This is a genomic window from Enterobacillus tribolii (genome assembly GCF_003363015.1).
Lineage (GTDB): Bacteria > Pseudomonadota > Gammaproteobacteria > Enterobacterales > Enterobacteriaceae > Enterobacillus > Enterobacillus tribolii.
Window position 1 is genome coordinate 109,736 of record NZ_QRAP01000006.1, and the last position, 26,985, is coordinate 136,720.

Here is a 26,985-nt window from a genome sequence, read left to right on the forward strand (position 1 = left end):
GCTTAGTGGACCATCATATTGATGTTCAGGTTGTACATAATCCAGAGTGAACCCACGACGACGATCGCGATAATCAGAATGGTGAAGATAAAGGCCACCAGGTTCCAGCGTTCTTCCGACGAAGTATTCATGTGCAGGAAGTACACCAGGTGAACCAAAATCTGCACTACGGCCAGACCAACCACCGTCGCCAGAATGGTTCCGTGGGAGGCGCTGCCGTCCATGACCATCCAGAACGGGATCACGGTCAGGATCACCGACAGAATGAAGCCGATCATGTACGACTTAAAGCTGCCGTGGCTTGCCCCGTTGTGGTCGGTTGCGGTTGAATGACTCATTTACATCGCCCCCATCAGATAAACAACGGTAAATACGCAGATCCATACGACGTCCAGGAAGTGCCAGAACAGGCTCAGGCACATCAGACGGGTACGGTTGGTGCTGGTCAGGCCTTTTTTGGCGACCTGAACCATCATCACGATGATCCACAACAGGCCGGAGCTGACGTGCAGACCGTGGGTACCCACCAGGGTGAAGAAGGCAGACAGGAAGCCGCTGCGATCCGGGCCGTAGCCTTCCATAATCAGGTGATGGAATTCGTAGATTTCCATCGCGATAAAGCCCGCGCCGAACAGGAACGTCAGGCCCAGCCAGGCGTTAACCTGACTGGTGCTGCCTTTGTTCATGCCCAGCATGGCGAAACCGTAAGTGATGCTGCTGAACAACAGCAGGAAGGTTTCCACCAGCACGAAGGGCAGTTCAAAAATATCTTTCCCTGACGGGCCGCCGGCGGTTCCGGTAGACAGCACCACATAGGTCGCGAACAGGCACGCGAACAGGATGCAGTCGCTCATCAGGTAGATCCAGAATCCGAATACCTTCTTGGACCCTGCATCGTGATGCTCATGCTCCGCATGGGCATCCACCGAGTGATTATGAGTTAAAGTATCAGTAGCCATTATTTCACGCCCGCTTTGCTAATCTGGTCAAAGTGCTGATTTTCAATGCGTTCGATCTCATCAACCTGCACGTAGTAATCAACATCGTCGTTAAAGCTGTGAACGATCCAGGTCACGATCATGCCGAGGAACCCGACGATCGCCAGCCACCACATATCCCAGATCATGGCGAAACCGAATACCAGGCTGAAGAAGGCGATGATCACGCCGGCGCCGCTGTTTTTCGGCATGTGGATCGGTGCATAGCCGGCCGGTTTTTTGTAGGCCAGGCCTTTCTCTTTCAGCTCCCAGAAGGGATCGATATCGTGTACCTGCGGCTCAATTGCGAAGTTATAGAACGGCGGCGGAGAAGAGGTCGCCCATTCCAGGGTACGGCCGCCCCACGGGTCGCCGGTCAGGTCGCGGTTTTGGTCGCGATAGCGGATGGTAACGATGATCTGAATCACCTGGCACAGTACGCCGATGGCGATCAGCGCCGCACCGACCGCTGCGATGGTCAGCATGGTATGGAACTGCGGATCGATCTGTTGGCTCAGGCGACGGGTCATGCCCATGAAGCCCAGCACGTACAGCGGCATAAAGGCGGTAAAGAAGCCGATGATCCAGAACCAGAAGGCGCGTTTGCCCCAGGATTCGTTCATCCGGAAACCGAAGGCTTTCGGGAACCAGTAGGTGATACCGGCAAAGCAACCGAACACCACGCCGCCGATGATCACGTTATGGAAGTGCGCGATCAGGAACAGGCTGTTGTGCAGCACGAAGTTCGCGCCCGGAACGGCCAGCAGCACGCCGGTCATCCCGCCGATGGTGAAGGTGATGATAAAGCCCACGGTCCACAGCATCGGTGACGTATATTCGATACGGCCGCGATACATGGTGAACAGCCAGTTGAAGATTTTCACCCCGGTCGGTATCGCGATAATCATCGTGGTTATACCGAAGAAGGCGTTGACGTTGGCGCCGGACCCCATGGTAAAGAAGTGGTGCAGCCAAACGATGAACGACAGGATGGTAATAACCACCGTCGCCCACACCAGCGAGGTGTAGCCGAACAGCCGCTTCTTACAGAACGTGGCGACCACTTCGGAGAACACGCCGAACACCGGCAGAATCAGAATGTACACTTCCGGATGGCCCCAGGCCCAGATCAGGTTGATGTACATCATCATGTTGCCGCCCATATCGTTGGTGAAGAAATGGGTGCCCAGGTAGCGGTCCATGGTCAGCAGGGCCACGGTGACGGTCAGGATCGGGAAGGAGGCGATGATCAGGACGTTGGCGCACAGTGAGGTCCAGGTGAACACCGGCATTTTCATCATCGACATGCCGGGCGCGCGCATTTTGATGATGGTGGCAAAGAAGTTCACCCCGGTCAGCAGAGTACCGATACCTGATATCTGCAGGCTCCATATCCAGTAATCCACCCCGACGCCGGGACTGTACTCCTTACCCGAGAGGGGAGGATAAGCCAGCCAGCCGGTCTGGGCGAATTCACCCAAGCCCAGCGAGATGTTGATCAGCACGACGGCGGCGGCGGTGAACCAGAAGCTGAGGTTGTTCAGGAACGGGAAAGCCACGTCGCGGGCACCGATTTGCAGCGGCACCACGATGTTCATCAGGCCGATAACCAGCGGCATCGCCACGAAGAAGATCATGATCACGCCGTGTGCGGTGAAGATCTGATCGTAGTGATGAGGCGGCAGGAAACCCGCCTCACCGGCAGACGCCAGGAACTGCTGGCTGCGCATCATCACGGCATCGGCAAAACCACGGATCAGCATGACCAGACCGAGGATGATGTACATCACGCCCAGACGCTTGTGGTCAACGGACGTCAGCCACTCGCTCCACAAATATTTCCATTTACCGAAATAGGTCAGCAAGGCGACAATGGCCAGGCCACCTATAATAATCCCGGCAATCGTAACCATGATAATCGGCTCATGGTACGGCACTGCCTCTAGCGTTAATTTTCCAAACATCTGTTATTCCTCGGCTCCTGCTGCGTGAGCGTGTTCACCCATATTCATGTCCATATGCCCATCGTGTTTCATGTCCATATTGCTACCCATGAATTTGTTGATGATGTCGACGAACAGGCCGGATTTAACGCTGGAGAAGTACTCCACCGGGTGGTACTCACTCGGTTTGGCCAGCTTTTCGAAGTCACCCATGGAGTTCAGCGCATTCGGCGCTTTCTTCGCATTTGCAACCCATTGCTCGAAGGTAGCGTTGTCCGGCGTAGCGATAGCGGTGAACTTCATGCCGGAGAAACCCGGTCCGCTGTAGCTGCTGGAGATACCGTCATACTTACCGGGCTCGTTGGCGATCAGGTGCAGTTTGGTCTGCATGCCGGCCATGGCGTAAATCTGGCCGCCGAGACGCGGGATGAAGAAAGAGTTCATCACGGAATTGGAGGTCACTTTGAAGTTCACCGGCGTGTTTGCCGGGAAAGCCAGCTCATTCACCGTGGCGATGCCCTGCTGCGGATAGATGAACAGCCACTTCCAGTCGAGAGAAACCACTTCAACTTCAATGGGTTTTACGTCGGAAGCCAGCGGCTTGTAGGGGTCAAGTTCATGGGTTGTTTTCCACGTCAGCACGGCGAGGATAACAATAATGATGATTGGAACTGTCCAGACGACGGCTTCAATCTTGTTGGAGTGAGACCAGTTAGGTGTGTAGGTGGCGCTGGTGTTCGACGCGCGATATTTCCGCGCAAACACGACGGCCATTACAATCACCGGAATCACTACGATCAGCATCAGCCCTAAGGCTGTCAGTATCAGGGATCGTTGCTCCAGGCCAATTTGCCCTTTTGGATCTAACAATGCCATATCACAGCCGCTTAACAGTCCGGTGGCTATGAGCAAAGACAATATCCCAACGCTTTTGTTATATTTCCTGAGTCTCATCTAACGACCTCAATCACGGAAGGCTCTCTGTCGCCCTAAATGTGTGGGCATTTTACGGGAAGGTTGCAGATCTGTAAACATAATTGGGCTTCTGTCATGCTATTGTTGAAAAAATCCAGTTGACTGTCAGGTATTGTCAATGCTGTCTGTGTGGATATTGATATATTTTATTTAAATATCAATTGATTGGTTTACTGTTTGTTGTTCAAAATAAGTGTAACAAAGTTTGACTGGAAGACTTTTTTATTCATGATTTGTCACGTTTTCTGGACAGAAAACCCAAGACTTTTCTCATTCCAAAAAAGCATGAACTCTCATTATGTGATGCATGTCATGCAGGGATGCAATTTGTTACACTCTTATTTGTTAATGAAAGGTGAATCTGGCCGAAAAATAAAAAAAGGTCCACGTCAATAAAAATACGGTGCGGTCTGAATTATTCGTTATTTAAGTATTCGTGCCGTACAGTTGACGTAAGCTTAAGTATTTTGATCTGCAAGCAGAGAAAAGTAGGAATTATCATCATCTTATTGATGATGAGATATATTCTCATTATTACGCGGGTAATTTGCGTTTTCGTGCCAATTAAGCGTACATGAGGCCAGTGAAGGCGGGGATACGCGGTTTTTTTGGTAAAGTTGAGCAATATTTTTGCAGCTCATTCGTCTTCATGATTAACGGGCTTTTGTGACGAAATCCGTGCTTATTAAAGGCAGACGCCTCTTAAGCGTGATTTTTCACGGCCATCCTAATAAGACGTCTTTACTATCAAATGAATACATTAAAAACGAAAACAAAAAATACCGCTGGGTTTACGGGCTATCAGATTCTGGTCATTGCGCTGCTGGCAACGATGCAGTTCACCATCGTACTGGGCTTCGCCATCATGGCCCCGCTGGGCGACATGATGATCAAAGGGATGGGCATTGATACCGCGCAGTTCGGGCTGCTTGTTTCCTGCTATGCGTTCGGCGCCTGCGTCTCCGGGTTGATGGCGGCAACCGTCATCGACAAATTCGACAGGAAGAAATTCCTGCTGTTTTTTTACGTCGGTTATCTGTTCGGCATGTTGCTGTGCGGAATATCCGATACCTATTCCCTGCTGCTGATCGCCCGGTGCATTACCGGCCTGTTCGGCGGCGTGATTTCCTCTATTTCCTTCGCCATCATCGCGGACCTGTTCACCATTAACCAGCGCGGCAGGGTGATGGGGTACGTCCAGATGGCGTTTGCGGTCAGCCAAATCGTGGGCATCCCGATAGGGCTGCTGCTGGCGAACGCCTGGGGCTGGCAGTCTACGTTTTTGGCGATCGCTGTATTGAGCGTCGTCGTGTTGCTGGCGATCGCATTCGGCATGAGGCCCCTGACTCAGCATCTGGCTTTGCAGGATAAAACGCACGGGCTGAAACGCCTGTGGCATGTGCTTTCGAACCGGGGATACCTGACCGGGTACACGCTGATTCTGTTTATCAGCATGGGCGGCGCGATGCTGATGCCGTTCAGCGCCTCATTTCTGGTGAATAACGTTGGCGTGTCCCCGGAGAACCAGTTGCCCCTGGTGTTCCTGTGTACGGGGCTTGCCAGCGCCTTGTTCATGCCGTACATCGGGAAACTGAGCGACAGATACCCCAAGCAGCAAATATTCCTGATCGGCTCAGTGGTCAGCATCGTTATGACGGTGATCTACACCCATATGGGCGTTGTCCCGCTGTGGTGGGTGATTGCGATTAATATCGTGATGTATGCCGGGATTTCGGGACGGATGATTCCCGGTTCGGCCCTGAACTCCGCCGTGCCTGATTCGAAGGATCGGGGAGCTTACCTGAGCCTTTGTTCATCGTTGCAACAGGTGTCTAACGGCCTTGGGACGTTGGTTGCCGGGGCGATCGTGGCTCAGAGCACCCCGAGCAGCCCTTTGCAGTATTTCGATGTAGTGGGTTATGTCGTTGTGGGAACCAGTATTCTCTGCGTTTTCCTGGTGTACCGTATTTCCCGGATCGTGGCGCAGAATAACCCGGAAGGCGGGCAGGTGCGGCTTACGGCGGTGCCTAAGCCTGCGGAATGATACAAGAAGGGATATGAGGAGCTTCCCCGGATCGGCATTGATCCGGGGATGTGCAGATTAAATCAACCGGGTACGGCGCAGCGCCATAAAGTCCAGCAAGCCGCCGGCGCAGATGCCGATCAGGCAGAGCGCCGCGCCCGCGCTGAGCACGCCTTCCGCATAAGGGGCGCCGCCTATGGGATACAGCGCAAAAACCGCCGTCAGCACCAGCCAGAGCAGCATCAGCGCCCCTCCCGCCAATAACGCCCGCAGCGCCCAGCGATAGCCTGAAGCGAACTCGGTGCGCGGCATGAAATCATCCGTTTTCTGCGTATATTCCAGCGTCTGGCGGCATATGGCGAGCAACGCCAGGCCGGGCAGGGCGGCAATAATGGAAAACAGATAGAACAGCGGCCAGCCGTGCAGCTCAACGAACCACCCGGCGACCGGACCAACGTAAACCCGCCCTACCGCAGACAACGCCGACAGCAGAGCGAACTGCGTGGCGGAAAACGACTTATTGCACAACGTCATCAGCAGGGCGACGAAAGCGGCGGTGCCCATGCCGCCGCACAGGTTCTCCAGAAAGATGGCGCTGCCCATGGTCAGCAGATTTTTGTCCGTTACGGCCAGCACCCAATAACCGAAGTTGGAGATCGCCTGGAGGATGCCGAAATACATCAGGGCGCGAAACATCGTCAGGCGCTGCATCAGTACGCCGCCGAATAAGGCGCCGACGATGGTAGCGAACAGGCCGAGCGTTTTGTTGACCAGGCCGACCTCGCCGGCATCAAACCCAACCCCGCGAATCAGAAACGTGGTGCTCAGGCTGCCGGCAAAGGCATCGCCCATCTTGTACAGCACGATCAACAACAACAGCAGCCAGGCGTTGTTGCGGCCGAAAAAGTCGCGCAGCGGTTCCGCCACCGCCTGTTCCAGCGTGCGGGGCGGCGAGGCGTCGGTATGCGGCTCAGGGGCATACAGTGTGGCGATGATCCCAATCAGCATCAGGCCGGCCATTAGCCAGTAGGTGGCCTGCCAGCCTAAATAGCGGTCGGCGAGCCACAGGGCGAGGCCGCCGGAAACCAGCATCGCCAGGCGATAGCCCAGCACCGAAAGCGCCGCGCCGGTGCCGCGTTCTTCCGCCGGCAACAGATCGGTTTTGTAGGCGTCGAACACGATGTCCTGCGAAGCGGAACAAAACGCGACGATAACGGCGAGGCCCGCCAGCCACCAGAGGTGGCGCGTCGGGTCCATTGTTCCCATAGCGAGCACTGTCACCATCAGCGCCAGCTGGGTCAGCAGCAGCCATCCCCGGCGCCGTCCGAGGAAAGGCAGCGTATAGCGGTCCATCAGCGGGGACCAGAGGAACTTAAAGACGTAGGCCTGCCCGACGAGGGAGAAAAAACCGATGGTCTTGAGATCGACGCCGGCGACGGTCATCCATGCCTGCAGGGTGCCTGAGGTCAATGCCAGCGGCAGACCGGAAGCGAATCCCAGCAACAGCAGGATCGCGGCGTTGCGGTGGGTAAAAACGGCAAAATAAGCGTTGGGCATAATTAATGAAGTTTCCCTCTGCCCCGGCGGGGCAGAGTGGATAGTAAAATAGTAAAAAGGCTGTCAGTTAGCGGGCATTGGCTTTGATAAAGTCACTGATGCTGGTGTCCTGCGCCATGTTGGACACGATGTCGTTCAGCGCGCTGTTCACCGCGTCGGTGATGTTCTTGTTGCTGGCGGTCAGCGGGCCTTGCACGTTGTAGGTCGCGCGGTAGGTTTTGGTCTGCTTGTTGCCGTTTTTCGCCTGCGCGATGATGGAAATATCGGCCTGGGTAGTAATGTTGTAACGCAGGTTGCCTTCCGACACGTCAGCAAACAGCTGATTGACGATGATCTGCAAATCCACCGCGCCGTTCGGGCCGACCATATAGCCGCGCGCCGTCATTTGCTTCTCCAGCACTTCCTGCAACAGGAAGCGCAGGTCGCGCGACGGGGTCAGCGTAATCAACTGACCGTCACGGTTCACTTTAGCCAGCGCCTTGTCCTGACGAACATCCGCGCCGTTGATGCTGATGGTGACGCCCTGCAGCGTTGGATCCTGCTGCGGCAGCGTGATCTGGGGATTTACGTCCAGCGTGTTGCTGCTGGTCGCGCAACCTGCCAGGGCGAAGGCCGCCAGCAGGGGAAAAATCAGCTTTTTAATCATATTCATTGTATTAACCGGTTTCCTGTTGAGATGCGTGCCCGCGGCGCAGCCGGCGAACAAAATTATCGCCATCATAGCATTGACTTCCCGATGTGAAAGCGGCGTGGAAAAGTTTTTTCTCCCCTTATTCATCCGTATAGCTTATCGCGTTCGCTGTGTTATTCCGTGTGATAAGGCTTTTCAGGTGGATCCGATAGGCAATCAGCGGAATTCATCCCGCTTATCAATCATTTTTCTCTAACTACGCGGTTAAATAGAATTTTGTTGACGGCAGGGCTTTGTTTTAGCTAAAAGCAGCTACGCTTTTTAGAGAGAGCTCTGCACCGACGCAGTCTTAAGGGGTTAATCGATGATCAGAGAACAGATAGAGGCAAAATTACAGGCGGCGTTTGAGCCGGTGTTCCTGGAGGTTGCCGATGAGAGTTACCGTCATAACGTGCCGGCCGGTTCGGAAAGTCACTTCAAGGTAGTGATTGTCAGCGACTGTTTTGCCGGTGAACGTTTTTTAACCCGCCACCGTGCGATCTACGGCGCACTGAAAGAAGAAATGGCCGACGGCGTTCATGCCCTGGCATTGCACACCTACACGCAGAAAGAGTGGCAGGGTTTGCAGGACGTGGTTCCCGCCTCTCCGCCCTGCCGGGGGGCGATGCGGGCGTAATCCGCAGACCCGCTGCCGAATGGTGAACGGCCCGCGAAGCGCAGATGCGCCGCGGGCCGTTTTATTTACCGGACATCTCCCATTTCCCTGCGCTGTTATAGTCGCTACTTTAGACATTAATCAGCCTGACTCATTGACCTGTTGACGCAAACCAGGCACGTGGAAGGTGATTTTCGCCATGAAACTGTAAGTTTTGCCGCAATGTACGTCGAGCGGTTCTCGACTCGCTGGGCAGGCATCGCTATAATGCTGCGTCTATTTTTTCCGAATGTATTCGGGACGCTTCTGAACCTGAGGTTCTCCGGGTTGTTGCCGTTGCGGCGATAGCGCAGGGAGCCAAGGGAATAAACAGGGAACATACGGTTCTGGTTAATGCGGCCGTCCCGGTTTCTTGAAGTTGCGGAGATTCAGACGTGGAGCCGGTGCAGCACTGTCTGGGAGCGGCTTCGGGAGTTGACCGAGCACTGTGATTTTTTGAGGTATATGATGCAAGTTTCTGTTGAAACCACGCAAGGCCTTGGGCGCCGCGTAAATATTACTGTTGCTGCCGACAGCATTGAAAAAGCAGTGAACAGCGAGCTGGTTAACGTGGCTAAGAAAGCCCGTATTGACGGCTTCCGTAAAGGTAAGGTTCCGATGAACATTATCGCTCAGCGTTTCGGTGCCTCCGTGCGCCAGGACGTCCTGGGCGATCTGATGCAGCGCAACTTCGTTGATGCGATCATCAAAGAAAAACTGAATCCGGCAGGCGCGCCGAAGTATGTCCCCGGTGAGTACAAACTGGGTGAAGACTTCAGCTACGCCGTTGAGTTCGAAGTGTATCCGGAGATTGAACTGAAAGATCTGGACACCATCGAAGTTGAGAAGCCGGTTGTTGAAGTGGCTGACGCCGACATCGACGCCATGCTGGACACCCTGCGCAAGCAGCAGGCGACCTGGAAGGCGAAAGACGGCGAAGTCAGCGCGGAAGATCGCGTTGTGCTGGATTTCACCGGTTCTATCGACGGCGAAGTTTTTGAAGGCGGCAAAGCAAGCGACTTCACGCTGGCGATGGGCCAGGGTCGCATGATCCCGGGCTTCGAAGAAGGCATTCTCGGCCATAAAGCCGGCGAAGAGTTCGTCATCGACGTAACCTTCCCGGAAGATTACCACGCTGAAAACCTGAAAGGTAAAGCGGCCAAGTTCGACATCGTTCTGAAGAAAGTGGAAGAGCGTGAACTGCCGGAATTCACCGAAGAGTTTATTAAGCGTTTCGGCGTAGCCGACGGTTCTCTGGAAGGCCTGAAGGCTGAAGTCAGCAAGAACATGACGCGCGAGCTGAAAGGCGCGGTGCGTAACCGCATCAAGTCTCAGGTTATCGAAGGCCTGGTTAAAGCTAACGACATCGACGTTCCCACTGCGCTGATCGACGGCGAAATCGACGTGCTGCGCCGTCAGGCCGCACAGCGTTTCGGTGGCAACGAGAAGCAGGCGCTGGAACTGCCGCGCGAACTGTTCGAAGAACAGGCTAAGCGTCGCGTTGTTGTTGGTCTGCTGCTGGGCGAAGTCATCAGCAAGAACGAGCTGAAAGCGGATGAAGATCGCGTTAAGGCCCTGATCGAAGAAATGGCGTCTGCCTACGAAGATCCGAGCGAAGTGATCGAGTTCTACAGCAAGAACAAAGAGCTGATGAACAACATGCGCAACGTCGCCCTGGAAGAGCAAGCGGTTGAAGCGCTGCTGAGCAATGCCAAGGTAACGGAAAAACCGACCACGTTCAGCGAACTGATGAACCAGCCGCAACAGGCTTAATCATCTTTCCGGAACGTAAAAACCTCCGCCCCGGCGGAGGTTTTTTTATCCCCGGCACTTTATTTTCCCTCCGTTTGCCCTCAGATTGTTTCCAGACTTGCACCCTGCGGCGTCCATACGTGAGCAGAAACGTGAGCATAGTCATTGATGTTCATCTAAAGTAGAATCGGGACTAATTAGCCAGAGCGATTCTTATAGGAGACGGTAATGTCATTTAATTTTAATGGCGAACAGAATTTAGAACCCCATATGGCCCTGGTGCCGATGGTCGTTGAACAGACTTCCCGCGGCGAGCGCGCATTCGATATTTATTCCCGTCTGTTAAAAGAGCGCATTATTTTCCTCACCGGTCAGGTTGAGGACCACATGGCTAACCTGATCGTGGCGCAGATGTTGTTTCTGGAAGCGGAAAACCCGGATAAAGACATCAACCTGTACATCAACTCACCGGGCGGCGTGATTACTGCCGGCATGTCTATCTACGACACCATGCAGTTCATTAAGCCGGACGTCAGCACCATTTGTCTGGGCCAGGCCTGCTCAATGGGGGCATTCCTTCTGAACGCGGGCGCCAAAGGCAAGCGTTTCTGCCTGCCGAACTCCCGTGTGATGATTCACCAGCCGCTGGGCGGCTATCAGGGGCAGGCGACGGACATCGAAATCCACGCCAAGGAGATTCTGAAAATCAAGGGCCGTATGAATGAACTGATGGCGAAACATTCAGGCCGTACGCTGGAAGACATCGAACGCGATACCGAGCGCGATCGTTTCATGTCCGCGCAAGAGGCGCTGGAATACGGTTTGGTCGATGAGGTCATGACTCACCGTATCTGATCCAGCAAGGACGCGGAAATATCCGGGTGACCGCCGCACTCTGAAAGACGAAGGGTGTAGCCACTTTTCTCCGCTTGCCGATATACTATAGTGAATGTAAGCGGCGTGGGTCGCATAGTGTGTTCTGCACAGAACGATCGCCCCGCCGCGCGGGAAGCTTCCGCGCGGAAAGAGACTAAATGAAAGAGGTCTACTGATGACAGATAAGCGCAAAGACGGTTCAGGCAAACTGCTGTACTGTTCTTTTTGCGGCAAAAGCCAGCATGAAGTCCGCAAGCTGATCGCCGGACCGTCGGTGTATATCTGCGATGAATGCGTCGATTTGTGTAACGACATTATTCGCGAAGAGATTAAAGAAGTTGCGCCCCATCGCGAGCGCAGCGCATTGCCGACGCCCCATGAAATCCGTAATCACCTTGATGACTACGTGATCGGTCAGGAACAGGCGAAGAAAGTGCTGGCCGTGGCGGTTTACAACCACTACAAGCGCCTGCGTAACGGCGACGTCACCAACGACGGCGTGGAACTGGGCAAGAGCAACATTCTGTTGATCGGGCCGACCGGCAGCGGTAAAACCCTGCTGGCGGAAACCCTGGCCCGTTTCCTGGATGTTCCATTCACTATGGCGGACGCCACCACGCTGACCGAAGCCGGTTACGTGGGTGAAGACGTTGAGAACATCATCCAGAAGCTGCTGCAAAAGTGTGACTACGACGTGCAGAAAGCACAGCGCGGCATCGTATATATCGACGAGATCGACAAGATTTCGCGTAAATCCGATAACCCGTCTATCACCCGCGACGTGTCGGGCGAAGGCGTGCAGCAGGCGTTGCTGAAGCTGATCGAAGGCACCGTGGCGGCGGTTCCGCCCCAGGGCGGCCGCAAGCATCCGCAGCAGGAATTCCTGCAGGTGGACACCTCCAAGATCCTGTTTATCTGCGGCGGCGCGTTTGCCGGCCTGGATAAAGTGGTGGGCATGCGCGTAAACACCGGAACCGGCATCGGCTTCGGCGCCAAGGTGAAAGGGAAAGAGGATAAAGCCTCGGAAAGCGAGCTGATGATGCAGGCGGAGCCGGAAGATTTGATCAAATTCGGCCTGATCCCTGAATTTATCGGTCGTCTGCCGGTGGTCGCTACGCTGCGTGAGCTGAGCGAAGACGCCCTGATCCAGATCCTGAAAGAGCCGAAGAACGCCCTGACCAAACAGTATCAGGCGTTGTTCAACCTGGAAGGCGTCGAGCTGGAGTTCCGTGACGAAGCGCTGACCGCCATTGCCAAGAAAGCGATGGTACGTAAAACCGGCGCCCGCGGCCTGCGTTCCATCGTGGAAGGCGCGCTGCTGGAAACCATGTATGATCTTCCGTCGATGGAAAACGTTGAAAAAGTTGTCATCGACGAAAATGTTATCGAAGGTCAGTCTGAACCGATGCTGATTTACGGAAAGCCGGAAGCACAGGCCTCCGGAGAATAACTGGTCAATATTTAGACAGTTAACGATAAAATGGGAGAATTGTTCTCCCATTTTTTTCTGCTATCGTTACCGTTGAATCCCTGTAATACATCCCCATATACTCATTTACACATTCAGGCGAAGCAGGCTTGCGACACGTTGCGCTGCTTCCCGTAACCTTGGCGGAAGCTAAACTAAGAGAGAGCTCTATGAATCCTGAGCGTTCCGAACGCATAGAAATCCCCGTATTGCCCTTGCGCGATGTGGTGGTCTATCCGCACATGGTGATCCCATTGTTTGTAGGCAGGGAAAAGTCGATCCGGTGCCTGGAAGCCGCAATGGATCACGATAAAAAGATCCTGCTGGTAGCGCAAAAAGAAGCGTCGACGGATGAACCGGGCATCAGTGACTTGTTCTCCGTGGGGACGGTAGCCTCTATTCTGCAAATGCTGAAACTGCCTGACGGTACGGTAAAAGTGCTGGTGGAAGGTATCCAGCGCGCGCGTATTACCACGTTGTCGGACAGCGGCGAGCACTTCGCCGCGCAGGCTGAATATCTGAAAACGCCGGAAATGGACGAGCGCGAGCAGGAAGTGCTGGTGCGCACGGCGATCAACCAGTTTGAAGGCTACATCAAGCTGAATAAAAAGATTCCGCCGGAAGTCCTGACGTCGCTGAACAGCATTGACGACGCAGCCCGTCTGGCAGACACCATCGCCGCGCACATGCCGCTGAAATTGAATGATAAACAGGCGGTGCTGGAGATGTCCGACGTGACTGAGCGTCTGGAATATCTGATGGCGATGATGGAGTCGGAAATCGATCTGCTGCAGGTGGAAAAACGCATCCGTAACCGGGTGAAGAAGCAGATGGAAAAAAGCCAGCGCGAGTATTATCTGAACGAGCAGATGAAGGCCATTCAGAAAGAGCTGGGCGAGATGGACGATGCGCCGGACGAGTTCGAGGCGCTGAAACGCAAGATTGAAGCGGCGAAAATGCCGAAAGAGGCGCGCGAAAAAGCGGAAGCCGAGCTGCAAAAGCTGAAGATGATGTCGCCGATGTCGGCCGAAGCCACCGTGGTGCGCGGCTATATCGAGTGGATGATTCAGGTGCCCTGGCACGCCCGCAGTAAGGTGAAAAAAGACCTGAACAAGGCGCAGGAAATCTTGGATGCGGATCACTACGGCCTGGAGCGCGTGAAGGATCGTATCTTGGAATATCTGGCGGTACAGAGCCGCGTCAGCAAAATAAAAGGGCCGATTCTGTGCCTGGTCGGGCCGCCGGGGGTGGGTAAAACCTCGCTGGGGCAGTCCATTGCCCGCGCGACCGGGCGTCAGTACGTCCGTATGGCGCTTGGCGGGGTACGCGATGAGGCGGAAATCCGCGGTCACCGCCGTACCTACATCGGCTCCATGCCCGGCAAGCTGATTCAGAAAATGGCGAAAGTCGGGGTGAAAAACCCGCTGTTCCTGCTGGATGAAATTGACAAAATGTCATCCGACATGCGCGGCGATCCGGCTTCCGCCCTGCTGGAAGTGCTGGACCCGGAGCAGAACATCGCTTTCAACGACCACTATCTGGAAGTGGATTACGATCTGTCCGATGTCATGTTCGTGGCGACCTCCAACTCCATGAACATTCCGGCGCCGCTGCTGGACCGTATGGAAGTTATCCGCCTGTCGGGGTACACCGAAGACGAGAAGCTGAACATCGCCAAACAGCATCTGCTGCCGAAGCAGATTGAGCGTAACGCGCTGAAAAAAGGTGAGCTGAAGGTGGATGACAGCGCCATTATCGGCATCATTCGCTATTACACCCGCGAAGCCGGGGTGCGTAACCTGGAGCGTGAAATCTCCAAACTGTGCCGTAAGGCGGTGAAAATGTTGCTGATGGACAAAACCGTCAAGCACATTGAAATCAACGGCGACAACCTGAAGGATTTCCTGGGCGTGCAGCGTTTCGACTACGGACGCGCCGACAGCGAAAACCGCGTAGGGCAGGTGACCGGCCTGGCATGGACCGAAGTGGGCGGCGATCTGCTGACCATCGAAACGGCCTGTGTACCTGGCAAAGGCAAGCTGACCTATACCGGCTCGCTGGGCGAAGTTATGCAGGAGTCGATCCAGGCAGCGCTGACCGTGGTGCGTGCGCGTGCGGAAAAACTGGGCATTAATCCGGATTTCTATGAAAAACGGGACATCCACGTTCACGTGCCGGAAGGCGCGACGCCCAAAGACGGCCCGAGCGCAGGGACTGCCATGTGTACCGCGCTGGTGTCCTGCTTGACAGGCAACCCGGTGCGCGCCGACGTGGCGATGACCGGTGAGATTACGTTGCGTGGTCAGGTGTTGCCGATCGGCGGTCTGAAAGAAAAACTGCTGGCGGCGCATCGCGGCGGGATTAAAACCGTGCTGATTCCGGATGAAAATAAGCGCGATCTGGAAGAGATTCCGGACAACGTGATCGCCGATTTGACGATCCATCCGGTGAAGTGGATTGATGAAGTTTTAACCTTCGCGTTGCAAAACTCGCCCTTCGGGATGGAAGTTGTAACCGAAAAATAGTGATACATCGCAAAATACCTTGATAAAACTAGTGCTGGCGGCGCATTTCGGGCTTGCCAGCCTTTTTTTGTGCGGCTAACTTAGGATACTGTCATTTCATGCACCGCTGCCCAGGCGAGCGGCTTGCTATGAATTGACAGGATTGATATAACAGCTGCGCAGCCGTACCCCCTCTGGGGGAATTTGATACGGCATAAGATTTCTAGAGGGGATGAAAGAGTGAATAAGTCACAACTGATCGACAAGATTGCCGCAGATGCTGATATTTCCAAAGCGGCAGCTGGTCGCGCATTGGACGCGATTATTGCGTCTGTTACCGAGTCTCTGAAAGGCGGTGACTCTGTTGCGCTGGTTGGCTTCGGTACGTTTGATGTTCGTGAGCGTTCCGCACGCACCGGCCGTAACCCGCAGACGGGCAAAGAAATCAAAATCCCGGCAGCCAAGGTTCCTGGCTTCCGTGCTGGTAAAGCGCTGAAAGACGCGGTTAACTGATTCTGCGTCGGGCTTTTTTCGCGCCGGGAACCGTTTAGTCATCAACAATCAACTGGCGTTAAAGAGTCTGTAAGGTAAAATACGAGGCGCATCGATTAAGATGCGCTTTTTTTATGACTGAAATCTGGGGAATCAGGGTTCAGTTCTGTTTTCCCGAATTTTGTTCCGCTTTCCGGTGATACACAATGGATGAGGCCGGGAGGAATTAAAGATTCACCAACAATCACAGCGGAGTGTTGCCTCACTATGATGGACAATTTACGCTCGGCGGCTAACAACGTCGTGCTCAAAATCATCCTGGCCCTGATTATCGTGTCATTCGTTCTGACCGGCGTGGGTAACTATTTGATCGGCGGTTCTGATGATTACGCAGCCAAAGTTGACGGGCAAACCATCAACCGCGCCCAGCTTGAACAGGCGGTCCAGAGTGAGCGCAGCCGGCTGCAACAGCAGTTGGGCGATCAGTTTTCTGCCCTGGCAGGTAACGAAGGCTACATGAAAGAGCTGCGCAAGCAGGTGCTTTCCCGCCTGATTGACGATGCCCTGCTGGATCAATATTCCAGGAAGCTCGGCCTGGGGGTGAGTGACGATCAGGTCAAAGACGCGATCCGCACCATGCCTTACTTCCTGACCGACGGCAAATTCGATAACGCCAAGTATCTGGATGTTATCGCCCGGATGGGAACCACGCCGGATAACTATGCCGAACTGATTCGCCAGCAACTGATGCGTCAGCAGATGATTCAGGCGTATACGGCAACGGGCTTTACCCTGCCGGCGGAAGTGGAATCGATGGCCGCCCTGACGATGCAGCAGCGCAACGTGCGCCTGGCGACCATCAACGTGAAGGGGCTGGTTGCGGCACAGGTGGTCACCGACGAAGAGCTGAAAGCCTACTACCAGCAGAACCAGAACAGCTTCATTGCACCTGAGCAGGTAAAAATCGCCTATATCGAAATGGATGCCGCGGCGATTCAGGATAAAGTCACGGTCAGCGATGGAGACATCGAAGCTTACTACGATCAGCATAAAAGCGATTTCACGCAGCCGGAGCGCAAGAACTACAGCGTCATTCAGCTTAAGACCGAAGATGACGCCAAAGCCGTTCTTGATGAGCTGAAAAACGGCGCTGATTTCGCCAAGGTAGCGCAGGAGAAATCCACGGACATCATCTCCCGTAAAAACGGCGGCGAGATGGGATGGCTGGAACCGTCCACCACGCCCGACGAAGTCAGCGGCGCGAATCTGACGGAGAAAGGGCAGCTTTCCGGCGTGGTGAAATCCAGCGTCGGCTATCTGGTGGTGCGTCTCAACGACATTACGCCGGAAGTCGTGAAACCGCTGAGCGAAGTGAAAAATGATATCGCGACGCTGGTGAAACAGCAGAAGGCGCTGGATGAATACTATGCGCTGCAGCAGAAGGTCAGCGAGGCGGCAACCAGCGACAACGAATCACTGGCGTCGGCGGAAGAAGCCGCAGGCAGTAAAGCCGTGACGACTGACTGGTTCACCCGCGACACCGTACCGGCCGCGCTGAATTTCCGTCCGCTGGTTCAGGCCGTGTTTGACGGCGCGCTGATTGGTTCTGACGGTGCGCCGGGCAGCAACTCTGACGTGATCAACGTGGAAGGCGATCGCGCTTTTGTGGTACGCGTCATCAGTCACAAACCTGAGGCGGTTAAGCCGCTGGATCAGGTGAAAGATCAGGTTACCGCTCAGGTCAAACGCCAGAAGGCTGAACAGCAGGCGCGTATGCAGGGTGACAAACTGCTCGTCGCGTTGCAGAGCGGCAAGGGGGAAGAGGCGATGAAGGCGGCCGGCCTGACATTCGGCAATGAACAAACCCTGACCCGTATTTCGGAAGATCGCCAACTGGCGGACAGCGTATTCGCCCTGCCGCAGCCGAAGGACAATAAACCGGTTTACGGCATGTCTGCTGATAGCCAGGATAACGTGGTGCTGATCCAACTGGACTCCGTGAAGTCGGGCCATATGGACGACAAAGATTTGCAGGCGTTCTCGTCGCAAATGCTGACCGGCTCAACCGGGATTATTTTCGACTCTCTGATGAGCAACCTGCGTGCCGAAGCGAAAATTAAGCTGGGCTCCGGTGCCAGCGATATGCAATAAGCTACGCAAACTTCTGTAATCTGTTGCAATGAAAAAAGGCCACTTTCGTGGCCTTTTCCATATCTGTTTTTTGCTGATTGCGCCGTTTTTACTCCGCAGGCACTGTAGCGCTGCTGATTAATAAATGGAGGATTCAGTATGAAAAAACAAACGCTAACCGTACTGCTCGGATGTTGGTTATCCGCAGCGTTGTTCTTTACGCCGGTGCTGGAGGCGCAAACGTCGGGCGCGGTAAAACCCCCCGTGGCGGCGCAACAGAAGGTGGAGACTGCGGCTGCGGCACAAGCGGAAACGCGCGGAGCGGAAAACGATGCGGCGATAAGCATCAACGGCGCCAGCGCGGCGGAAATGGCGGCGGCGTTGAACGGCATCGGCCTGAAGAAAGCGCAGGCGATTGTCGACTACCGTGAGCAGAACGGCGCCTTTACCCAGATAGAACAGCTCAAAGAGGTGCAGGGGATCGGCAATGCGATTATTGAGCGTAATCGCGATAAATTGAAACTGTGATCGATATCTTGTTTCAGTGGTCTAACCAGTTGAGGGTGATAATCTTCTGCTAGCCTGATCATCATCTGAGCCGCGGCGATGCTGCGGCTTTTTTGTCGGCATTTTTTTGGCAGAGGATGATTATGAGTACGGTCACACAGATTAAAGTTCGCGGTTATCATCTGGATGTTTATCAACACGTCAATAACGCCCGCTACCTGGAATTCCTGGAAGAAGCCCGCTGGCAGTGGATAGAGGACGCCGGTGCGTTTGCGTGGATGCAGGATGAGCATGTGGCGTTCATGGTCGTTAATATCAACATTAATTACCGGCGCGGCGCGGTTCTGCACGACGTACTGAATATCACCAGTAATCTGGTGAAGCTGGAAGGGCGCAGCGGCGTAATAAATCAGGTGATACGCCGGGAATCAGACGGCGAAGTGGTGGTGGACGCGGCGCTGACGTTTGTATGCGCCGATCTCCGTACTCAACGGGCGTTACCACTGGAAGGTACGCTGCGCGATTACCTGCTGAAACTGGCGGGCAAGGCAGAGCTGTAATGGCGGATAAGCAGGCCAGTACGTGCGGGCAAATCTGTGCCGCCCGCAACGGGCAGCACACGGCAAAACTGTATTGCGGGCCGGCGTTAGCGGAGACCGGTTTTGCTTTTCAGGGCGGCCATCACCGCATCCGGCTGGGCCAGATATTGCTGTAACCCGTTGGCGCGCAGATGGCAGGCGGCGCAGTGACCGCAGCCGTCGCCGCGAACGCCGTTATAGCAGGTCAGCGTTTCATTGCGTACCAGCTCCAGACGATGATAATACGCGGCCAGCGCCCAGGTTTCCGCCTTGTTTAGCCACATCAGCGGGGTTTCGAAGCGAACGTCACGGGCCATACCCAAAGTTACTGCGTGGTTCAGCGCTTTGACGAACTCATCGCGGCAGTCCGGATAACCGGAAAAATCGGTTTCGCAAACCCCGGTGATTACCGCTTCCGCCCCGACCTGATAGGCATAAATCGCCGCCAGCGTCAGGAACAGGATGTTACGTCCGGGAACGAAGGTGTTGGGAATGCCATCCTCGCTTTGGTCCGGTACAGGAATATTGTCGCGGGTCAGGCTGCTGACGGCCAGCTCATTGAGCAATCCCACGTCCAGCGTCTTATGCGCCGCAGCGCCCAGCGTTTGCGCCAGTTCGCGCGCGACGTCGATCTCCGCCCGGTGACGCTGGCCGTAGTCGAACGTGACGCAATGCACTTCATCATATTGTTCCAAAGCCTGAATCAGGCAGGTTGTTGAATCCTGCCCCCCGCTGAATACTACAACTGCGCGCTTCATTGAAAAACCTTATCCGGATAACACTGAAAACCAGCCTCGTGGCTGAAAGGCGGGTATTGTCCGCCTTTTCTGCATGAGGGTACATGATTTCTTGTTTGATGTGGTAGCGCCCGGCGGGATTACTCCGGCGCCGGCACCCATACCTGGCTGAAGTCGAACCAGCCGCTGGCGGTGAGCCGTACGCCTTCCACGCGCGCCGGGGCGCTGATGCGGTATTGGTAGTTAAATAAGGGCGCCAGTACGCCCTGCGCCATCAGCAAAGTGTAATAGTCGCGCAGTTCCCGGTGGCGGCGTGCCGTATCGGCACAGCGTTGGATGTGATCAAGCTGACGCCGGCAATCGTCCCATGCCGCATTATCGAACAGCATCGGCCACTGAATGTCTGTACGCAGCCAGTTTTCCAGCGTGGCTTCGGGGGACTCGCCGATTAACCGGTCGCCAAGCACGATATCCACGTCGGTGAATTGTTCCACATTGCGCCAGCGTTTGGCGTGATGATAGCGAATTTCCAGCCGGCATCCTTCCTGCGCCAGCCGGTCGCGCATATATTCCGCCAGCGTCGTCAGCTCGACGGGCGGATGGTACAGCAGCACCAGCTTCGACGGCAGCGGCACCGACAGATCGGCCTCTTCCTGCGGCAGTGGCCAGCCCGGCAGCAGTTCCTGACTGCGGCTGATCAGGCCGGAGGCAAGCGGCAGGCTGTCCAGGGTTTCCTGCCCCCTGAACAATGCGATCAGCTTGCGCGCCTGAGCAGGCGACAAGCGCCCCTGACGCTGATTCAGCGCAATGTAACAAAATCCCAGGCTAAGGCCGCTTTGCGCTAAACGGGTATCGATCTGCTCACTGTTTTCCCCGATGGTGATATGCACCGGATGCTGGGCATTCGGCGCCGGGGCGGGGCTGTTTTTCCCCGCGGTGATCCAGTACTCAATGGCATGAAGGTAAGGGTGCTGTAAATGGTAATGCGGATGTTGTTCCAGACGCAGCAGCGAAGGCGAATTTCCCGCCAGCCGGAAAGGCCCGGCGCCGGTTTCGGGATGTTCCGGATTGGGCAGCAGACACACCAGATCCGCCAGCCGGTGCGCCAGCCAATAGTCCGGCTTGCGTAGCTTAAAGCGCAGGCACAGGGGGTGCGGTTGCGAAATTTGCTCCACGCTGTCCAGCAGCAGGGTAAGCCTGGGATGTCGCAGCAGGCGCTGCAAGACATCCAGCAACTGCGCGGCCATCACCGGTTGGCCGTTATGCCAGATCAGATCGCTGCGCAAAAGGAACTGCCAGCGCAGGCCGTCCGGGCTGATTTGCCAGTGGTGCGCCAAATCGGGCTGCGGCTCAGGGTTGCCGGTCACGAAGCGGGTAAGCCCCGCATGAATGGAATGCGCCAGATGCTGCTCGGCGCGCCCGCTCAGCGTTTGCGGATCGATATTTCCCAGAGGCCGGTAATAAGGAATGCGCAGGGTCGGCAGGTCGGATTGCCACTGGCCGCCGAGGTGCGGGGAGAGCAACGCGTTCAGGTGCAGCGGATCGCGCTCCGCCAACTTCAGCGCGCCCTGATGATCGCCGCTGGCCAGCATTTGTTGCAGCAGATTGGCGCGCAATTGTTGTTCGGGGATCAGACAGTGCAACTGAGCGCGTTTTCCCCGCCCGGCGGAGGCCTGCCAGCTAATCCATTCCAGCGACTGCATATGGATCAGCAAAGTCCGGACATGGCGTTCACTGCAACAGAATACGGCGGCAAGTTCGGCTACGGTGATCGCTACGGGGCGCTCGCCAACGTGTTGATAAAGCCGCTGATATTGGTTAACGCGTTGCAGTAGACGCATATAAATCCTGAATACTTTAAATGAATTGTTCAGTATTAGTTCAGTAAATGTCACGCCATACTATCCTACATCGTGAAATTCGTACACCTGTTCACCCCGGAGGCCACAATGTTTCGCCTGGCTGCTTTTGATATGGACGGCACGCTGCTGATGCCGGACCACCGCGTTGGCGCGGAGACGCTGGATGCGCTGAAACAATTGGAGGCCCGCCGGGTGGCGGTGACTTTTGCCACCGGGCGTCATTACCTGGAGGTTGCCAATATCACCCGGCGTCTGGGCCTGCAGGGATACCTGATCACCGGCAACGGCACCCGCGTGCATAACCGGGCGGGGGAACAGATTTTTTCCAGCGATCTGCCGCCGGACGTAGCGCATGAAGTGCTGCATATGCATTGGGATACTTTGGCGCAGCCACATGTTTTTCGTGACGACGGCTGGCTGACCGGCTCCGCTGCTCCGAGAGAACAGGCGCTGCATGCGGAAAATGATTTTCACTGCCAACTGGTGAATCTGCGCACTTTACCAGCGTATGGCATCAGCAAAGTGTGCTTCTGCGGCGAGCATGAGGAACTGCAGGTATTGCAGGCTGACCTGCTCGCTCATTTCGGCTCGCAGGTGGATTTATGCTTTTCGGCCTACGACAGCCTGGAGGTTCTGCCGGTGGGCACCAACAAAGGCACTGGCCTGCGGCACCTGTGCGAGCATCTGGAGATCGACCCGGCGGATTGCATGGCGTTTGGCGACGCTATGAATGACCGGGAAATGCTGGGCATGGTCGGCAAAGGTTACATCATGGGCAATGCCCTGCCGCAGTTGAAACAGAGTCTGCCCCATCTTGACGTCATCGGCCGCTGCGATCAGCAGGCGGTCGCCGATCGTTTGCATCATTGGCTGCGTTCACCAAACCTCACCTTTCCCCCGAACTGATGAGGATCTTCATAGCCAGCCGGGCAACCCCGCAAGGATGGATGTCCGGTTTTTTTCTGCCCGTGGGTTGTCATCTATTCTGTCCATTGGCTTAATAGGAGAAATTTTTTCTCCCGGTGCCGCCCTATGCTGGATAAAACCGATCGCAAACTCCTCAGACTGTTGCAGCAGGATTGTACGCTTTCCCTGCAAAATCTGGCTGATGCCGTTAATCTCACCTCGACGCCCTGCTGGAAACGGCTGAAGCATCTGGAAGAGGAAGGCTACATTACCAAACGTGTCGCCCTGCTGGACAAAGAGAAGCTGGGGCTTGGGCTGACGGCTTTCGTGATGATTAAAACCCAGCATCATAACAGCGAATGGTATTGTCACTTCGTCGAGCAGGTGTCGTACATGCCTGAAATTCTGGCGTTTTACCGTATGGCGGGAGAGTACGATTATCTGATTCAGGTGCAGGTCGCCGACATGAAAAGCTACGATGCGTTCTATAAGCGTCTGGTGAATGCGGTGAAGGGATTGACGGACGTCACCTCCAGTTTCGCGATGGAACAAATCAAATATACGACGGCGTTGCCGGTGCCGGAATAAGAGTGATTGCACAAAAAACACCAGCAATTTCCTTTTGCCGGTGGTATCCTTTATCTGTGATTTTGTACAGTATTTTCTGGTCGTTCGGCCTGGTCATGGAATAAAAACTCGTGAGATTGTTTGCTCAACTGGGATGGTATTTTCGCCGCGAATGGCGGCGTTATCTGGGCGCCGTCCTGCTGCTGATTCTTATCGCCTTTTTACAGCTTCTGCCGCCGAAAATCGTCGGGGTGGTGATTGACGGCGTGGATAAAAACCACATGCCCGGCAGCACCGTCTGGATGTGGATCGGCCTGATGCTGGCGATCGCGCTGGTCGTCTACCTGCTGCGCTATGTCTGGCGTGTGCTGCTGTTCGGGGCGTCTTATCAACTGGCGGTGGAACTGCGTGAACAGTTCTACCGCCGGCTCAGCCGCCACACGCCGGCATTTTACCTGCGCCACCGCACCGGCGATCTGATCGCCCGCGCCACCAACGACGTCGATCGCGTGGTGTTCGCCGCCGGCGAAGGCGTACTGACGCTGGTCGATTCGCTGGTGATGGGGATTGCGGTGCTGCTGGTGATGGCAACGCAAATCAGCTGGCAGCTCACCCTGCTTTCCCTGCTGCCGATGCCGGTGATGGCGATGGTCATCCGGCATCAGGGCGACCAATTGCATAACCGCTTTAAATCCGCTCAGGCGGCGTTTTCCGCGCTGAACGATCAAACCCAGGAAAGCCTGACCAGCATCCGCATGATCAAGTCGTTCGGTCTGGAAGATCACCAGTCGGCGCGCTTCGCCGGCGTCGCGGCTGAAGCCGGGGCGAAGAACATGCACGTGGCGCGGGTAGATGCCCGCTTCGATCCGATTATCTACATCGCCATCGGCTGCGCTACGTTGCTGGCTATCGGCGGCGGCGGCGTGATGGTGGTTCACGGCATTCTGACGCTGGGGCAGCTGACCAGCTTCGTGATGTATCTCGGGCTGATGATCTGGCCGATGTTGGCGCTGGCCTGGATGTTCAACATCGTTGAACGCGGAAGCGCAGCCTACAGCCGGATTATCAGCCTGCTGGCCGAAGAGGATGACATCGCCGACGGCGAAGGCGCGCTGCCGGACGGTGGCGGCACGCTGGAAATGGCGGTGGTGCGTTTTGGTTATCCGCAGAGCACGCAGCCCGTGTTGCATGATATTCACTTCCGGCTGCGCCCCGGCGAGATGCTGGGGCTGTGCGGTCCGACCGGCGCAGGAAAAAGCGCGGTGCTGGCGCTGATTCAGCGTCAGTTCGATCCCGATGAAGGTGACGTCCGTTTTCACGATATTTCCCTGCGCCAGCTGAAGCTGAACGCCTGGCGCGCGCGTATGGCGATTGTCAGCCAGACACCGTTCCTGTTTTCCGACACGGTGGCGATGAACATTGCGTTGGGCAAGCCGGGAGCGACGCAGGAAGAAATTGAACGCGCGGCGCGTCTGGCCTGCGTACACGACGACATTCTGCTTCTGCCCGAGGGTTATCAAACGGAAGTCGGGGAGCGCGGCGTAATGCTTTCCGGCGGGCAGAAACAGCGTATTTCTATTGCCCGCGCGCTGTTGCTGGAGACGGAGATCCTGATTCTTGACGATGCCCTTTCCGCAGTAGATGGGCGCACGGAATACCAGATTTTGCATAACCTGCGCGAATGGGGGCGTAACCATACCCTGATTATCAGCGCGCACCGCCTTTCCGCCCTGACGGAGGCGAATGAAATCCTGGTAATGCAGCGGGGCGCTGTTACCCAGCGTGGCACGCACCGTGAGCTGAGCCAGGCGCCAGGCTGGTATAGGGAAATGTACCGTTATCAGCAGCTGGAGGCAGCGCTGGATGCGCCGGACGAAAGCGACGATGACGACGGGCGGGAGGTGACGCATGAGTAAGGTGCAACGCCTGTGGCCGACGCTCCGGCGCTTACTTGGCTATGGCCGGCCCTACAAAAAGCCGATATCGCTGGCCGTGTTGATGTTGTGGGTCGCGGCGGCCGCTGACGTCAGCGGTCCGATCCTGATCAGCTACTTTATTGATGACGTGGTGGCGAAGGGGGAGTTGCCCTGGAAGCTGGTCACGTTGCTGGGCGTGGGGTATTTGCTGCTGGAACTGACGGCGGCGGGTCTGCGTTACTGCCAGTCTTTGCTGTTTAACCGGGCAGCGGTGGGCGTGGTGCAGCAGTTGCGCACCGACGTTATGGACGCCGCGCTGCGCCAGCCGCTGTCGGCGTTTGATACCCGGCCGGTGGGACAACTGATTTCCCGCGTGACCAACGACACCGAAGTGATTAAGGATCTCTATGTCACCGTTGTGGCGACGGTGCTGCGCAGCGTGGCGCTGATTGGCGCGATGCTGGTCGCCATGTTCTCGCTCGATTGGCGTATGGCGCTGATTGCGATAACGATTTTCCCCTGCGTGATGGTGGTGATGGTGCTGTACCAACGCTACAGTACGCCGGTGGTGCGTAAGGTGCGCAGTTATCTGGCGGATATCAACGACGGTTTCAACGAAGTGATTAACGGCATGGGCGTGATTCAACAATTCCGTCAACAGGCCCGTTTCGGGGAGAAAATGGGCGCGGTCAGTCGTTCCCACTACCTGGCGCGGATGCAGACGCTGCGGTTGGAAGGCTTCCTGCTGCGCCCGCTGCTGAGCCTGTTCTCCGCCCTGATTTTGTGCGGACTGCTGATCATGTTCGGCTTCAGTCCGCAGGGCAGTGTGGGCGTCGGCGTACTGTATGCCTTCATCAACTACCTGGGACGACTGAACGAACCGCTGATTGAGCTGACGAGCCAGCAGTCCATCATGCAGCAGGCGGTGGTGGCCGGTGAACGAATCTTCGAACTGATGGACGGCGAAAAGCAGCGTTATGGTCAGGATATCGCCCCGCTGAGCCACGGGAAAATCGACGTTGATAACGTTACCTTCGCCTATCGCGAAGGGAAACCGGTATTGCAGGATGTCTCGCTGCATGTCGCGCCGAGGGGATTCGTGGCGTTTGTCGGTCATACCGGCAGCGGCAAAAGTACTCTCGCCAGCCTGCTGATGGGATATTACCCGGTGGGTGAGGGGGAAATCCGCCTTGACGATCGTCCGCTGAGCACGCTGAGCCATCAGGTGTTGCGCCAGGGCGTGGCGATGGTGCAACAGGATCCGGTGGTGATGGCGGATACCGTATTTAATAACGTGACGCTGGGCCGGGATCTGAGCGAAGAGCAGGTCTGGAAGGCGCTGGAGGACGTTCAACTGGCGCCGCTGGTGCGTAGCTGGCCTGAAGGCATCATGACCCGTCTCGGTGAGCAGGGAAATAACCTCTCTGTAGGGCAGAAGCAACTGCTGGCCATGGCCCGCGTGTTGGTGCAGGCGCCGCAGATACTGATTCTGGACGAAGCGACGGCCAGCATCGATTCTGGCACTGAGCAGGCCATTCAGCAGGCGTTGAAGGTGATCCGCCGGCACACCACGCTGGTGGTGATCGCTCACCGGTTGTCTACCATCGTTGATGCCGACAGCATTCTGGTGCTGCACCGCGGCCGTGTTGTGGAGCAGGGGACGCATCAGGCGCTGCTGGCACAGCAAGGGCGCTATCAGCAAATGTACCAACTCCAACTGGCCGGTGATGATTTAGCTGCGGAGCTTCAGGAAAGCCCGCCGCACGTTTAACGTTTCTCATTGTCAACAAGCGGTAGTTATTCTTCAAAGGCGCCGGTGTATGCATATCACCGGCGCCTTTGTTCTTCTGAGCCCCATCCGTGATGTGAAAAATCTGCACTCCTAAATGT

General features: G+C 55.8%; 22 protein-coding genes. 14 read left to right on the top strand and 8 right to left on the bottom strand.

The window, feature by feature from the left end; translation table 11 throughout:
• Positions 1 to 2: 2 nt before the first annotated feature.
• Genes C8D90_RS13670 through cyoA form a run of 4 tightly spaced genes read right to left on the bottom strand, consistent with a single transcriptional unit; the run spans position 3 to position 3,874 of the window.
• A complete protein-coding gene (locus C8D90_RS13670) occupies positions 3 to 338 on the bottom strand; it encodes a cytochrome o ubiquinol oxidase subunit IV (RefSeq protein WP_115459015.1) in 336 nt (111 codons plus the stop codon).
• Positions 339 to 959 (bottom strand): cytochrome o ubiquinol oxidase subunit III, encoded by a 621-nt coding sequence (locus C8D90_RS13675; RefSeq protein WP_115459016.1) that lies wholly within the window; start codon positions 957 to 959, stop codon positions 339 to 341.
• On the bottom strand, positions 959 to 2,941 hold the full coding sequence (gene cyoB, locus C8D90_RS13680) for a cytochrome o ubiquinol oxidase subunit I (protein ID WP_115459017.1): 1,983 nt from the start codon (positions 2,939 to 2,941) through the stop codon (positions 959 to 961). The genes C8D90_RS13675 and cyoB overlap by 1 nt, the downstream gene beginning before the upstream one ends.
• 3 nt (positions 2,942 to 2,944) lie before the next feature.
• Positions 2,945 to 3,874 carry a cytochrome o ubiquinol oxidase subunit II gene (gene cyoA, locus C8D90_RS13685; protein ID WP_115459018.1) on the bottom strand — a complete coding sequence of 310 codons (930 nt, stop codon included), beginning with the start codon at positions 3,872 to 3,874 and terminating at the stop codon, positions 2,945 to 2,947.
• A gap of 772 nt (positions 3,875 to 4,646) precedes the next feature.
• Here cyoA and C8D90_RS13690 point away from each other — a divergent pair.
• Complete coding sequence (locus tag C8D90_RS13690; RefSeq protein WP_115459019.1) at positions 4,647 to 5,939, top strand: MFS transporter; 1,293 nt, start codon at positions 4,647 to 4,649, stop codon at positions 5,937 to 5,939.
• Between the two features lie 57 nt (positions 5,940 to 5,996).
• Here C8D90_RS13690 and ampG read toward each other — a convergent pair whose 3' ends face one another.
• Together ampG and C8D90_RS13700 are read right to left on the bottom strand one after the other, a co-directional pair.
• Complete coding sequence (gene ampG / locus C8D90_RS13695) at positions 5,997 to 7,475, bottom strand: muropeptide MFS transporter AmpG (RefSeq protein WP_115459020.1); 1,479 nt, start codon at positions 7,473 to 7,475, stop codon at positions 5,997 to 5,999.
• A gap of 67 nt (positions 7,476 to 7,542) precedes the next feature.
• Entirely contained in the window at positions 7,543 to 8,121 is a 579-nt protein-coding gene (locus tag C8D90_RS13700; RefSeq protein ID WP_115459222.1) for a lipoprotein, read from the bottom strand.
• Between the two features lie 349 nt (positions 8,122 to 8,470).
• On the opposite strand from C8D90_RS13700, the gene bolA reads away from it, so the two are divergent.
• The 9 genes from bolA to C8D90_RS13745 all read left to right on the top strand — a co-directional run bounded on the left by bolA (position 8,471) and on the right by C8D90_RS13745 (position 19,089).
• On the top strand, positions 8,471 to 8,782 hold the full coding sequence (gene bolA / locus C8D90_RS13705; RefSeq protein WP_115459021.1) for a transcriptional regulator BolA: 312 nt from the start codon (positions 8,471 to 8,473) through the stop codon (positions 8,780 to 8,782).
• A gap of 486 nt (positions 8,783 to 9,268) precedes the next feature.
• Complete coding sequence (gene tig, locus C8D90_RS13710) at positions 9,269 to 10,573, top strand: trigger factor (RefSeq protein ID WP_115459223.1); 1,305 nt, start codon at positions 9,269 to 9,271, stop codon at positions 10,571 to 10,573.
• 207 nt (positions 10,574 to 10,780) lie between these two features.
• Entirely contained in the window at positions 10,781 to 11,407 is a 627-nt protein-coding gene (gene clpP, locus C8D90_RS13715) for an ATP-dependent Clp endopeptidase proteolytic subunit ClpP (protein WP_115459022.1), read from the top strand.
• Positions 11,408 to 11,603: 196 nt separating this feature from the next.
• Complete coding sequence (clpX, locus tag C8D90_RS13720; RefSeq protein ID WP_115459023.1) at positions 11,604 to 12,878, top strand: ATP-dependent protease ATP-binding subunit ClpX; 1,275 nt, start codon at positions 11,604 to 11,606, stop codon at positions 12,876 to 12,878.
• Between the two features lie 188 nt (positions 12,879 to 13,066).
• Complete coding sequence (gene lon / locus C8D90_RS13725; protein WP_170143779.1) at positions 13,067 to 15,421, top strand: endopeptidase La; 2,355 nt, start codon at positions 13,067 to 13,069, stop codon at positions 15,419 to 15,421.
• A 219-nt stretch (positions 15,422 to 15,640) separates the two neighbouring features.
• Entirely contained in the window at positions 15,641 to 15,913 is a 273-nt protein-coding gene (hupB, locus tag C8D90_RS13730; protein WP_115459025.1) for a nucleoid-associated protein HU-beta, read from the top strand.
• A gap of 246 nt (positions 15,914 to 16,159) precedes the next feature.
• Positions 16,160 to 18,043, top strand: coding sequence for a peptidylprolyl isomerase (gene ppiD, locus C8D90_RS13735; RefSeq protein ID WP_115459026.1), 1,884 nt, complete (start codon positions 16,160 to 16,162; stop codon positions 18,041 to 18,043).
• 138 nt (positions 18,044 to 18,181) lie between these two features.
• On the top strand, positions 18,182 to 18,550 hold the full coding sequence (locus C8D90_RS13740; protein WP_115459027.1) for a ComEA family DNA-binding protein: 369 nt from the start codon (positions 18,182 to 18,184) through the stop codon (positions 18,548 to 18,550).
• Positions 18,551 to 18,672: 122 nt separating this feature from the next.
• The gene (locus C8D90_RS13745; protein ID WP_115459028.1) at positions 18,673 to 19,089 is read left to right on the top strand and encodes an acyl-CoA thioesterase; all 417 of its coding nucleotides are present in this window, start codon (positions 18,673 to 18,675) and stop codon (positions 19,087 to 19,089) included.
• 86 nt (positions 19,090 to 19,175) lie between these two features.
• Here the strand turns inward: C8D90_RS13745 and queC are convergent, their stop codons facing one another.
• Positions 19,176 to 19,865: a 7-cyano-7-deazaguanine synthase QueC gene (gene queC / locus C8D90_RS13750; protein WP_115459029.1), complete on the bottom strand. Its 690-nt coding sequence runs from the start codon at positions 19,863 to 19,865 to the stop codon at positions 19,176 to 19,178.
• Positions 19,866 to 19,984: 119 nt separating this feature from the next.
• Positions 19,985 to 21,685: an SgrR family transcriptional regulator gene (locus C8D90_RS13755; RefSeq protein WP_115459030.1), complete on the bottom strand. Its 1,701-nt coding sequence runs from the start codon at positions 21,683 to 21,685 to the stop codon at positions 19,985 to 19,987.
• A gap of 108 nt (positions 21,686 to 21,793) precedes the next feature.
• On the opposite strand from C8D90_RS13755, the gene cof reads away from it, so the two are divergent.
• The 4 genes from cof to C8D90_RS13775 all read left to right on the top strand — a co-directional run bounded on the left by cof (position 21,794) and on the right by C8D90_RS13775 (position 26,866).
• Positions 21,794 to 22,612 carry an HMP-PP phosphatase gene (gene cof / locus C8D90_RS13760; protein ID WP_115459031.1) on the top strand — a complete coding sequence of 273 codons (819 nt, stop codon included), beginning with the start codon at positions 21,794 to 21,796 and terminating at the stop codon, positions 22,610 to 22,612.
• A 126-nt stretch (positions 22,613 to 22,738) separates the two neighbouring features.
• Entirely contained in the window at positions 22,739 to 23,200 is a 462-nt protein-coding gene (locus tag C8D90_RS13765) for an Lrp/AsnC family transcriptional regulator (protein WP_115459032.1), read from the top strand.
• Between the two features lie 110 nt (positions 23,201 to 23,310).
• Positions 23,311 to 25,095 carry a SmdA family multidrug ABC transporter permease/ATP-binding protein gene (locus C8D90_RS13770; RefSeq protein WP_115459033.1) on the top strand — a complete coding sequence of 595 codons (1,785 nt, stop codon included), beginning with the start codon at positions 23,311 to 23,313 and terminating at the stop codon, positions 25,093 to 25,095.
• Positions 25,088 to 26,866: a SmdB family multidrug efflux ABC transporter permease/ATP-binding protein gene (locus C8D90_RS13775; protein WP_115459034.1), complete on the top strand. Its 1,779-nt coding sequence runs from the start codon at positions 25,088 to 25,090 to the stop codon at positions 26,864 to 26,866. Before C8D90_RS13770 ends, C8D90_RS13775 begins: the two co-directional genes overlap by 8 nt.
• The last annotated feature ends 119 nt before the right edge of the window (positions 26,867 to 26,985 follow it).

Bases quoted from the DNA above. Each gene is read 5' to 3' on its own strand.
- C8D90_RS13755 (WP_115459030.1), bottom strand. From the start codon at position 21,685: ATGCGTCTACTGCAACGCGTTAACCAATATCAGCGGCTTTATCAACAC.
- ampG (WP_115459020.1), bottom strand. From the start codon at position 7,475: ATGCCCAACGCTTATTTTGCCGTTTTTACCCACCGCAACGCCGCGATC.
- clpP (WP_115459022.1), top strand. From the start codon at position 10,781: ATGTCATTTAATTTTAATGGCGAACAGAATTTAGAACCCCATATGGCC.
- C8D90_RS13700 (WP_115459222.1), bottom strand. From the start codon at position 8,121: ATGATTAAAAAGCTGATTTTTCCCCTGCTGGCGGCCTTCGCCCTGGCA.
- lon (WP_170143779.1), top strand. From the start codon at position 13,067: ATGAATCCTGAGCGTTCCGAACGCATAGAAATCCCCGTATTGCCCTTG.
- cof (WP_115459031.1), top strand. From the start codon at position 21,794: ATGTTTCGCCTGGCTGCTTTTGATATGGACGGCACGCTGCTGATGCCG.
- C8D90_RS13675 (WP_115459016.1), bottom strand. From the start codon at position 959: ATGGCTACTGATACTTTAACTCATAATCACTCGGTGGATGCCCATGCG.
- ppiD (WP_115459026.1), top strand. From the start codon at position 16,160: ATGATGGACAATTTACGCTCGGCGGCTAACAACGTCGTGCTCAAAATC.
- queC (WP_115459029.1), bottom strand. From the start codon at position 19,865: ATGAAGCGCGCAGTTGTAGTATTCAGCGGGGGGCAGGATTCAACAACC.
- bolA (WP_115459021.1), top strand. From the start codon at position 8,471: ATGATCAGAGAACAGATAGAGGCAAAATTACAGGCGGCGTTTGAGCCG.
- cyoA (WP_115459018.1), bottom strand. From the start codon at position 3,874: ATGAGACTCAGGAAATATAACAAAAGCGTTGGGATATTGTCTTTGCTC.
- clpX (WP_115459023.1), top strand. From the start codon at position 11,604: ATGACAGATAAGCGCAAAGACGGTTCAGGCAAACTGCTGTACTGTTCT.
- C8D90_RS13670 (WP_115459015.1), bottom strand. From the start codon at position 338: ATGAGTCATTCAACCGCAACCGACCACAACGGGGCAAGCCACGGCAGC.
- tig (WP_115459223.1), top strand. From the start codon at position 9,269: ATGCAAGTTTCTGTTGAAACCACGCAAGGCCTTGGGCGCCGCGTAAAT.
- C8D90_RS13775 (WP_115459034.1), top strand. From the start codon at position 25,088: ATGAGTAAGGTGCAACGCCTGTGGCCGACGCTCCGGCGCTTACTTGGC.
- cyoB (WP_115459017.1), bottom strand. From the start codon at position 2,941: ATGTTTGGAAAATTAACGCTAGAGGCAGTGCCGTACCATGAGCCGATT.
- C8D90_RS13690 (WP_115459019.1), top strand. From the start codon at position 4,647: ATGAATACATTAAAAACGAAAACAAAAAATACCGCTGGGTTTACGGGC.
- C8D90_RS13740 (WP_115459027.1), top strand. From the start codon at position 18,182: ATGAAAAAACAAACGCTAACCGTACTGCTCGGATGTTGGTTATCCGCA.
- C8D90_RS13765 (WP_115459032.1), top strand. From the start codon at position 22,739: ATGCTGGATAAAACCGATCGCAAACTCCTCAGACTGTTGCAGCAGGAT.
- C8D90_RS13745 (WP_115459028.1), top strand. From the start codon at position 18,673: ATGAGTACGGTCACACAGATTAAAGTTCGCGGTTATCATCTGGATGTT.